The organism is Dysgonomonas sp. 521 (genome assembly GCF_010501055.1).
Lineage (GTDB): Bacteria > Bacteroidota > Bacteroidia > Bacteroidales > Dysgonomonadaceae > Dysgonomonas.
Window position 1 is genome coordinate 1 of record NZ_QVMO01000105.1, and the last position, 11023, is coordinate 11023.

Here is an 11023-nt window from a genome sequence, read left to right on the forward strand (position 1 = left end):
AAAAAGCGGAGGAAGTTTAGACGCAGGGCAGCAATAGAACCGGTTAACGCACATCTCAAATCAGACTTCAGAATGCATGAAAATTATCTCTGTGGGGAGAGGTATGTCCAAATCAATGCTCTTCTAAGTGCCACAGCCTGGAATCTCAAGAAATGGATGAAGAATCTCATTTCTTGGCTATATAATAAATGCTGCCAACCAAATGCAAATAGTTTTCTACTGATGAAAATGCTGGCGAAATGAAAACTATTTGGAAACTTTTATATTCGTAAGGAGAGACTATTTACATACGCTTCGCTCCTGTGACCTCTGGTTGAGTTGAGAGAAAGGAAAAAACAGCCAAAAACAGACTAAAAATGAACGAAGAAAAAGATATAATAAAATATTCGTATAAAATTTAAACAGTTACTTAGAAACTGTTTATTTTCTCAACCTCACATAATCCACAGTGTGCCCCTCGCCTTTGTGCAATATAAGGCTGGCGCGCTCCCTTGTGGGAAGTATATTCCTGCGCAGGTTTTTGCGGTTGATCTCACGCCATATTGTTTTCGAGGTTTTTATAGCTTCTTCTTCAGGTATCTCGGCAAATCCTTTAAAGTATGACATCGGATTGGTAAAAGCACCCTGCCTGAATTTCATAAAGCGGGAGACGTACCAGTCTTCGAGCAGCTGCTCCTCGGCATCCACATAGATGGAGAAGTCTACAAAGTCGGACACGAAAATGCGTGGTTTCTCGTCCGGGTAGTCCATGCCGCTTTGCAATACATTGAGCCCTTCCAGTATGAGTATGTCGGGCTGCTCCACTATATCGTATTCGTTGGGGATGATATCGTAAATCAGGTGCGAATACCTTGGCACTTCCACTCTCTTTTCTCCCGATTTGATGTCGGTCACAAATTTGAGCAGGCGTTTGATGTCGTACGATTGCGGAAAACCCTTTTTCAGCATAATTCCTTTTTCTTCGAGTACGGCGTTGGGGTATAGGAATCCGTCAGTCGTAACCAGCGACACACGCGTGTCTTCTTCCCAGCGGCTGAGCAGTGCCTGTAACACACGGGCTGTCGTACTTTTGCCTACCGATACACTCCCTGCTATACCGATGATAAACGGTATTTTTTGTGACTTCTGCTTTAGGAATTTCATCAATACCGACTGCCGGCTTGTGCGTGCGTTTACATAATAATTAAGCAGTCGGGAGAGAGGCAGGTAGACATCTTCAACCTCGTCTATCGACAGTTCGTAGTCAATGCCTTGCAGGGTAAGCAGTTCCTCATAAGTGAGGGTCATAGGTTCGGAGTCGCGTAATGCCGCCCACTGTTCGCGTGCGAACGTCATATAGGGGCCGGTAGGGAGAGTTTCCATCTATTCGCATTTGATATATTACCACAAAGGTATGTAAAAGTTGTAAGCAGGAAAGGATAAGCCGCATGTTTTTTGTCCTGCGGCAGTTAAATCTTTTACAGATGGAATAAAAAAGCCTCCGGATTCACATCTAATTATGCTCGATCAGGGCTATGAAGAAGATGTGCGGGTATTATGGCACGAAAAAATCCGGGTATAAAGCCACACTTCTTTTGGGATAAGCAAGGCGTTGCCGCTGAATTAAGAATAGACAAAACTTTAACACGCCATACCATCGATGATAAAAAATTCCTTAACTTTATGGGCGGATGTCGCGGATATGTTACGACTGCCGGTCTCTTGGCGGTAGCGTGGTTTTGGAACAATTTCGATATAAGTGTGTTATTAGACTATATGGGAAAAGCAATATACCAACAATTCGTTACGGGATTGGGTTGCTTCGGCTGAAGGGATCATTCCCAGACATCTTGGTAACTGTTAGGAAATGATAAATAACAGAGATTTAAGTTGGCTTACATTTAATGAAAGGGTATTGCAGGAGGCGCAGGACAAAACTGTACCTCTGATGCAACGGCTACGCTTTTTAGGTATATTCTCTAACAATCAGGATGAATATATCAAGGTGCGGATTGCCAATATTGTCCGTTTGGGGCAGATTAGAGGCAAGAAGGCCCCTGTGTTTAGCGGCGGTTATCAGGCCAAAGAGCTGTTACCCCTGATTAACTCCCAGGTATTTGAGGGGCAGAAGAAATTTATGCAGACTTATACCGATGTGCTTTCCGAAATGGAAAGTCATGGAATATTTGTTATCAATGAGCGGCAATTGAGCAGGAAGCAAAAGCAATTCTGCCACGAATATTTTTCTACGGTTGTCAGTCCGTTGCTGGTTCCCCTTATTATCCGTAAATCTACGCAACTGCCTTTCCTGAGGGACAATAATATCTATCATGCGGTAAAGATGTGTTCCGTAAAAAATGGCGGTGACGCCAGATATGCCATTATACAGATTCCTGTAAGTAGTTCCTGCCCGCGTTTTGTCGTTTTGCCATCAGTTGAGGGAAGGCACGATATTATATTTCTGGACGATATTATACGGTTTTGTCTGGATGAAATATTCTTTATGTTCAATTATAAGACTATTTCGGCATATACGTTCAAGCTGATGCGCGACGCCCAGCTTACGATAGACGATGATATATCGAAAAGCCTCGTGGAAAAGATGGAAACCGGGCTGCAAAACCGTTTGCACGGGCAACCTGTGCGGCTGATTTACGACAGGGAAATGCCTGGCGACCTGCTGGATATTATCTCGTCTAAACTGAAACTGAAAGGTGCGGAAGAACTTGATGCCGGAGGACGGTACCACCTTATGCGGGATTTGATGAAATTTCCGAGAGTGCGGCCTGATTTGGAAAGTAAGAGCCATGAGCCGTTGCATCACCCGGATATAAAGCCTTTTTCGAGCATACTGAAAGTGATAGGGCGGAAAGATATATTGCTGAATTATCCATACCATACATTCAATCACTTTATCGATTTCCTGCGCGAAGCGGCAATCGACCCGAAGGTAGAGAGCATCTGTATCACATTGTACCGTGTAGCGGAACGTTCGAAAGTGATAAATGCCCTGATAAACGCGGCGAAAAACGGGAAGAAGGTGGTTGTGCTGATGGAACTGCTCGCCCGCTTCGATGAAGAACAAAACGTAGAATATTCTGAGATGCTGCAAAAAGAAGGCGTAAAGGTTATTCACGGGGTAGCTGGGCTGAAAGTACACAGCAAGATAGTTTTGGTAGAACGTAAGAATAAGAATTATGCGTATATCGGAACGGGTAATTTTAATGAAACGACAGCACAAATATACGGAGACTTCGGCCTATTCACTTCCGATACGCAGATAGTGCAGGATGTGGCTACAGTTTTCGATTTTCTGATAAATACACATAAGCATTTTGCATGCAAGCAGTTGCTTGTCTCGCCCTATTATATGAGGAACCAGTTTGTAGAACTGATAAAGAAAGAGATAAAGAATGCACAGAATGGCAAACGTGCGTATATCTTTGCCAAATTTAACAGCCTGACCGATGAAGAAATGGTAAAACTGCTTTACAAAGCAAGTCAGGCAGGCGTTGAGATCCGCCTCATTGTGAGGGGTGCGTGTTGCTTGCAGCCACAGGTTAAAAAACAAAGTGAGAATATCCGTGTCATAAGCATTGTGGATCGTTATCTTGAACATGCGCGTATGGCCATCTTCTATAATAACGGGGATGAGAAAGTTTATATAATGAGTGCCGACTGGATGACCCGCAACCTGGACAGGAGGGTGGAGGTAGGTGTGCCTATCCTGGATCAGAAGATAAAGCATACATTGAAGGAATTCTTTGATATACAATGGTCGGATAACGAGAAAGCAAGAGATCTTACCATTTTTGGAAGTAATAATTATGTAGAAAAGGGAGACAATCTGCCTTGCCGTTCGCAGATGGCGCTATATGATTTCTATAAAGGAATGAATGAAACAAAATGAATACAGATATATTCGCGGCGATAGATATAGGTTCAAATGCTATCCGCTTGCTTATTAATAATATTGAAGTTAACGGGACAACCCCCGACTTTAAAAAAGTGGCTTACCTGCGTGTGCCTATCCGTCTTGGCGATGATGTTTTTACTTCCGGAAGGATAAGCCGGGATAAAGAATGGCGGCTGATTCATGCGATGCAGGGCTTTTCCCATATAATGAAAGCCTATGGCGTGATGAACTACCGGGCTTGCGCGACAAGCGCGATGCGTGATGCCGAAAACGGGAAGAACATAGTAGAAGCCATCCGGAAGGGGAGCGGACTCAATATAGATATTATCACAGGCAGGGAAGAGGCCGAGATAATTTATGAAGCAGGCGAGCTTGGCGGATTGATGGATAAAAAGAAGAATTATCTCTATGTCGATGTCGGCGGGGGTAGTACGGAGATTGTCGTATATAGTAACCAGCAAAAGGTGACCTCAAGTTCTTTCCAGCTCGGTACTGTGCGTATGCTGGTGGGCGCGGTAAAAGATGAGGAGGAAAGTCGTTTCAGGGCATGGCTGAAAGAGATTGCAAAAGACAATGTGCCGTTGAATATCATAGCATCGGGAGGAAACATCAATAAGATACATAAAGTGTTGGGAAAACGCGAAAGAGAGCCTCTTGCTTATGATGAACTGAAGAAACTATACGACACGCTGAGCGGATTGAGCTATGAGGAAAGGATTCAATCATTCAAACTGAACACTTACCGTGCCGACGTTATTGTCCCGGCATTGAAGATATTCCTTACAATCAGCAAAATATGCAAGGTGGACGAGATTTATGTGCCGAAGATCGGACTGTCTGATGGCATAATATCCCATCTGTATTACGAACACCAGAGTAAATAGCCGGTTAAAAGTACGTTTTATTTCCCCGGGTGTAGGTGTGGCATTTATATAGTCTTTGCTGCTATATCGAATGGCCTTGTTTTTGTGAGAAATTTGCCCCGCAAAGAATATGCCCTTCTTTTCGTCGAGTTACTACCCGGTAGTTACTTTTTCAGGTCTGTAATTGATGCCGCCACTACATTTGCTACTACCTCCCTCAGGCGCACAACTCCACCCTTATCTTCCGGATGCACGCGGTTTGTCAGTAATATGACGGCTGTATCCGTCTCAGGATCGATGGAAATCGAAGTACCTGTATAACCTGTGTGCCCGTAAGCGGAAATATCAAACAAATCCCCATCGCTGGCGTATGCCGAATATACGTCCCATCCGAGGGAGCGTCCAAATTGTTCATAGCCTTTGGGTACGCTCTTCATTGCCCGTACAGTAAGCGGGCTAAGCACCCTCACTTTGTTTATTTCCCCGTCATTCAGCAGCATAGCAGCAAGTATGGATAGGTCTTCCGCGTTGGAAAAAACGCCTGCGTTACCCGAAACACCTCCATTCATTACGTTTGCCAAAGGATCATGCACTTTACCTTTTAAGGCCGATCCATCCGCTTGTTTCTCGGTAGGCGCAGTCCACGAAAGGGTTTCACCTGTAGGATTGTAGTCGGTATGCTTCATACCCAGCGGGATAAATATGTTTTGTCTGGCAAAACTTTGCAGGCTCATTCCGGTAATATTTTCAATCACATGCTGTAGGGTAATAAAGTTGAGGCAACTGTAATCGAATACTGTGGCGGGTTCGTTGTTACGCTTCACGTTGGAGATATATGTCATCAGTCCCTCAGGATTCGGTACAGCGTATTCTTTCTTCAGTTCTCCCACCGGTGCGTAAGGAGGTAGGCCCGAAGTGTGGGTCAAGAGGTCTACTATTCTGATACTCTTTTTCTTGCCACTGATAGAGTCGGTCCATGACTGAAATCCGGGAATGTACAATGCCACATTATCCCTTAGCCTGAGTTGTCCCCGTTCCAGTAATATCATAGTCGAGATAGCTGTGGATACGGATTTGCTTACCGATGCGAGATCAAACACTGTATTGGTAGTCATGGCTATGGTGTCGGGATACACCTGTTTGTTGCCGTATGCTTTCAGGTAAGCTATCTTTTTGTGTCTGACAACGGCTAATACCGCGCCGGGTATATCTTTGTTTTGTATAGCCTGATTGATAGCATTGTCCGCGTATGCCAGTCTTTGTTGGTCTATCCCTACCTTTTTAGGGTTTACGCATGGTAGCGGTTGCGAATACAGCAGGCTGCTTCCGAGCAGTATCGCGATACTGAGTAAGGTCACTTTTTTTATCATGGCGGCTTTTCTTCGTTTAATCCTATATATTATGAATGATGCTGTTCTTTGCTGTCATCCGTTTTCTTTTTTGTTAATAATAGAAGCCCGATGAATGTGAATGCCGCGTTCATTATCAACAGTTCGTAACTAAAGGAATATCCGTTTAGCCACTTCTCCGAATTCAAATCTATTATCAGGCAAAGCACAGGAGACAGGATAGCGACAAGCGGAATATATTTGTCCCTTACCGAAAGTTTGGTAAAGATACCGAAAGCGAACATTCCCAATATCGGCCCATAGGTATAGCTGGCTAATACGTAGACGGCATTAATAACGGATGTATTATTCAGCAAATTGATAACGATAATAACTATGCCCATAACGATGGCCATGACTACATGTACTTTCTTTCGCCTGTTTGTTGTGGCATCGTCAGAACCTTTTTTAGAACTGCCGAGTATATCCACAGTGAATGAAGTGGTCAACGAAGTCAGTGCTGAACCTGCCGCTGCATAAGCTGCCGATATTAATCCTATGATAAACAATACCCCGACAATAACAGGGAAATATCCGCCTGTGGCAAGCATAGGGAACAATTCATCGCTTTTTTCAGGCAGGGTAATATTGTTGCTGGCTGCAAACATGTAAAGCAATACGCCCAGCATCAGAAACAGGAAAATAATAGCGATCTGCATTACACCGCTGGTTATAAGGTTTTTTTGGGAATCTTTCGGGTTTTTGCAACTCAGGTTCTTTTGCATAAAGTCCTGATCGAGTCCTGTCATGGCAATCACAGTAAAGACTCCGGCCAGGAACTGTTTGAAGAAATACCTTTTGTCATTGTAGTCGTCAAAAAAGAATATGCGTGAGTAGCTGTTGTCTTGTATTGCCGACAGCATCCCGCTAAAACTGAAACTCATGTCGGACGCTATATAGTAAATGCACATGACCACCGACACGATTAGGCATAAGGTTTTGAATGAATCCGTCCATATCAGTGTCTTTACTCCGCCTTTGTATGTATACAACCATACGAGGGCGATGGAGACAGCTACATTGAGTATAAACGGCAAGCCGAACGGTTCGAAAACAAGAAACTGGAGTACAGCGCAGACCAGGAACAAGCGCACGGCCGCTCCCAGCATCTTGGATATGAAGAAGAACCATGCCCCTGTCTTATAAGATGATATGCCAAACCTGTTTTCAAGATATTCATAAATAGAGGTCAGGTTCATTTTATAAAAGAGGGGAATCAGCACAAAAGCAATGATAAACTGCCCGACAGCGAAGCCGATTACCATTTGCAGATAGGCGAAACTGTTTGTGGCCACCATTCCCGGAACAGATACAAAGGTAACGCCGGATATGGCGGAACCTATCATGGCAAAGGCAACGACATACCACGAAGATTTCCTGTTGCCTACAAAGAAGCTTTCGTTGTCAGCCTTCCGGCTGGATATGTAAGAAATACTGAATAGGATTACAAAATATGCAATAATAGTTGCTAATATTAATAGAGGATCCATGTTGATTTATTATGCTTAATTTAAGGTATATCGGTCTCTTGTTACTCTGATCCCGCTGATGTATCATTACTTATGCCTTTACAACACTGTTTTTATATCGGCACGACAAATATAAATGATATATTTCATGAAGCCGGAGTTTTCGAAAGAAACGTCTTTTTTGTTAACTTTTATTTTGCGTTGTATATATATTTTTAGAATTCATTTCCTGATAATATTTTAGTTATACATTATATGGCTACCCAAAAAGTGACAATAGTGACACTTTTTTCATTACTTTTCCCTGTTACCTTTTTCCTTTGATTATATCAAAGAACGCTTTATGTCCCGAAGGGACTAAACATGGATAACCACGGGTAGAAACCCGTGGCAGGGACTGATTGAAAAACATGTCTCCGTAGGAGGCAAATAGCGAAAATCAATTACGTTCGCCTCCAACGGAGACGGTCTATTCTTTTCAGCTTTTGCCACGGGCTTTACCCGTGGTTATCCGGATTAGCCCGCTTCGCGGACTTAGAAGCCTGACAGTAAAAGCAGAAATAGCAGGCTGCTGCAAAAAAGTGACAAAGGTGCTTAGTATATGACAAAAAATATATACTATCATTCTAACCCTTCCCCCTTCGGGGACTTCCCTTTATCAAAAGGGAAGAATGCCTGACGGATCAAACGGTATCTGTCTTCGCTTTGCGACTCTCCCCTCGCTTCTCCCTCTCCTTTTGCTTCTCCCTCTCCTTTTGGGGAGGGCCGGGGTGGGGTCGGGAGTGCCCAAAAGGCGAGGGGTTGAGCTATAATAATATTTTTTGTCCTGCACTGCAAAAAAAGTGACAAAGGTGACACTTTTTTCATTGCTTTTCCCTGTTACCTTTTTCCCTCCGATTTTATCAAAGATCTCTTTATGCCCCGAAGGGACTAAACATGGATAACCACGGGTAGAAACCCGTGGCAGGGACTGACTGAAAGACAATGTCTCCGTAGGAGGCAAATAGCGAAAATCAATCCCGTTCGCCTCCTACGGAGACGGTCTCTTCCTTTCTGCTTTTTCCACGGGCTTTACCCGTGGTTATCCATATTAGCCCGCTTCGCGGACTTAGGTGCCTGACTGTAAAACAGAAATAACAGGCGGTTGCAAAAAGTGACAATTGAAAATCGACGGAGCGAAGCGTAGTCAAATGTGACTCTTTTCATTACTTTTCCCTGTTACTTTTTCCCTTTGATTATATCAAAGAACGCTTTATGATGTCCCGAAGGGACTAAACATGGATAACCACGGGTAGAAACCCGTGGAAGGGACTGACTGAAAAACATGTCTCCGTAGGAGGCAAATAGCGAAAATCAATCCCGTTCGCCTCCTACGGAGACGGTCTATTCTTTTCAGCTTTTTCCACGGGCTTTACCCGTGGTTATCCATTATCCATATTAGCCCGCTTCGCGGACTTAGAAGCCTGACAGTAAAAGCAGAAACAACAGGCTGCTGCAAAAAAAGTGACAATTGAATTGAAAATCGACGGAGTCAAAATCAACGGAGCGAAGCGTAGTCAAATGTGACACTTGTTTTATACTTTAGTAACGATAAAAAATAACGTTGGTAAATTTTATCGAATAACCATTTATCCCATTAGGGATGCATCCCCTACGGGATACTGTTGTGCTTTGCTAAATTAATTTCCACCGAGCGATTCATTCCTAACGGAATGATAAAAACCATGTTATTTTTTACATATTTCTAAATTATGCGAATCAAGGGTTAAATATGCTATTCTTGTCCCTTTAGGGACTGAATGTTGGTAGAAAGAAGCTTTAACCTGTCTATTACGTGCCGTCAGGTACGCAATATGTGCATAACAATTCACGTTTTGTACCTGACGGCACAAAAAAACGAATTTCATTCATGTTTCTACCAATATGATGTGCCTGACGGCACATTTAACCCTTGATTCGCATAAATTAAGACCCCATATTTTTTATCATTACTTAAGGCTCAAAAACCTGTTGCCCTATACTAGATAAAGTTTCGGAGATAAAACGCAGGCGTAACCGGTGTATTTACACAAAAGGAATTAAAATTCCTTCCTCCAGCAATATATCGGGATAATACGACAATTTTGCTTTACGCAGGTTTTCGAAGCCCATATCTTCCTCACGGTTGATATAAGTATATCCGGCAGCTTCGTGTTCTATAAATTGCTGGTTGATGATGGTATATGCCCCATTCATTTCCCCAAAAGCCTTTTCTACATGGACCACAAAAGAGTCGGCTGTCAGCGGTTCGCCTATTGTGAATGCCACAATCTTGCCGTTTACACGTACCGCTCCGCCTTTAAGCTGGAGGTATTCAAAATTATCGAGCATTATTTTGGTCGCTATATAGTCGTACCGCTGCGAAAAGTCTACTTTAGATATGTTTACTTCTTCCCATTGGTCAAGCATATACGCGCATTCGTCCAGTTCTTCTCTGGATGTAAGCGGGAAATATTGCCAATCCGGATTATCAGCTTTGAAACGGTTGATATGATTGCGTTTGCTTTGCAGCTTCTTGCCCGAAAGTTTAATCAACCTTTCCGACAGATAAATATACTCATTGTTGTTGCGGTCGGGCAGATACCTGAATTTGCCGGGAATCTCAGCCTGTATTTTTTCCCACATATTAAGAGAAATGCCTTTCATCTGGAAAGGTATCTTATTCACCCTCGCATCTTCCATGATGAGGTTGAACGCATCGGCAAGCGGCATCTTGCCGATAGGCATCATATAATATGTCTGCCCGTCCGAATCCTGAAAGCGCAGGAATATTGTCCTGTGTTCAATGGCGTAGACCGTTTTAAATCTTGCGTTCCATGCATACAGGTTTGCAAAGCAGAAATCACAGGCACGGTATTCGTTCCCCGCGAAAGCTGCGTCTATTGCTTTTTTGTCGGATAGTGTAATCTGTTTAAAGCTTATCATAAATAAGGAGTATAAGTTTGTTTCCTAAACAAAGCTAATACAAATATTGTTTACGGATATGTCAGGTAAATATTTAGAGCCTGTTTAAATTTTAGCGAAAATTTTTATTACAGGTTCATGTCAATAGTTCTTAGCAATTTTTTTATGCTCTCTTTAGCGTCTTTTTGGCTCCGCCGATTTTCAATTCCCTTTTTACTCTTGGTTTAGCCCGCTAATTAGCTCCGCTGACCGTTGGTTCGGCTAGCAAAAATGATAAAATCCATCTAAAAATAGCTATAAAAAAGATTTGCTATAAAATTTAAACAGACTCTTATATTCGGGGTATCCAAAATTAATTTGGGTTTTTTATTGCATAATCCGGAGCATCCCCACCCAGTAATCCGGTTCTAAATCCATTAGAAATCGGTTCTAAAAATCTGCCATTCCGGCAGATATCCACCCAAA

Annotated in this window: 6 protein-coding genes and 2 pseudogenes; 4 read left to right on the plus strand and 4 right to left on the minus strand. The window is 43.0% G+C overall.

The window, feature by feature from the left end; all coding sequences use genetic code 11:
- Positions 1-97 (plus strand): annotated as a pseudogene (locus D0T84_RS23355) (hypothetical protein); the annotation flags it as partial.
- A gap of 323 nt (positions 98-420) precedes the next feature.
- On the opposite strand, the gene coaA reads toward D0T84_RS23355, so the two are convergent.
- Entirely contained in the window at positions 421-1362 is a 942-nt protein-coding gene (gene coaA / locus D0T84_RS19485; RefSeq protein WP_163309523.1) for a type I pantothenate kinase, read from the minus strand.
- 174 nt (positions 1363-1536) lie between these two features.
- Here coaA and D0T84_RS19490 point away from each other — a divergent pair, with 174 nt between their 5' ends.
- The 3 genes from D0T84_RS19490 to D0T84_RS19500 are packed head-to-tail and all read left to right on the plus strand — an operon-like array spanning position 1537 to position 4779.
- On the plus strand, positions 1537-1809 hold the full coding sequence (locus D0T84_RS19490) for a hypothetical protein (RefSeq protein WP_163309524.1): 273 nt from the start codon (positions 1537-1539) through the stop codon (positions 1807-1809).
- A 37-nt stretch (positions 1810-1846) separates the two neighbouring features.
- Positions 1847-3889 carry a polyphosphate kinase 1 gene (gene ppk1, locus D0T84_RS19495; RefSeq protein ID WP_163309525.1) on the plus strand — a complete coding sequence of 681 codons (2043 nt, stop codon included), beginning with the start codon at positions 1847-1849 and terminating at the stop codon, positions 3887-3889.
- Complete coding sequence (locus tag D0T84_RS19500) at positions 3886-4779, plus strand: hypothetical protein (protein WP_163309526.1); 894 nt, start codon at positions 3886-3888, stop codon at positions 4777-4779. Before ppk1 ends, D0T84_RS19500 begins: the two co-directional genes overlap by 4 nt.
- A 161-nt stretch (positions 4780-4940) precedes the next feature.
- Here D0T84_RS19500 and D0T84_RS19505 read toward each other — a convergent pair.
- The 3 genes and pseudogenes from D0T84_RS19505 to D0T84_RS19515 all read right to left on the minus strand — a co-directional run.
- Positions 4941-6128 (minus strand): annotated as a pseudogene (locus D0T84_RS19505) (serine hydrolase domain-containing protein); the annotation flags it as partial.
- A 29-nt stretch (positions 6129-6157) separates the two neighbouring features.
- Positions 6158-7636: a sodium:solute symporter gene (locus D0T84_RS19510; protein ID WP_163309527.1), complete on the minus strand. Its 1479-nt coding sequence runs from the start codon at positions 7634-7636 to the stop codon at positions 6158-6160.
- A gap of 2043 nt (positions 7637-9679) precedes the next feature.
- Positions 9680-10579, minus strand: coding sequence for a DUF2156 domain-containing protein (locus D0T84_RS19515; protein WP_163309528.1), 900 nt, complete (start codon positions 10577-10579; stop codon positions 9680-9682).
- Between the last annotated feature and the right edge of the window lie 444 nt (positions 10580-11023).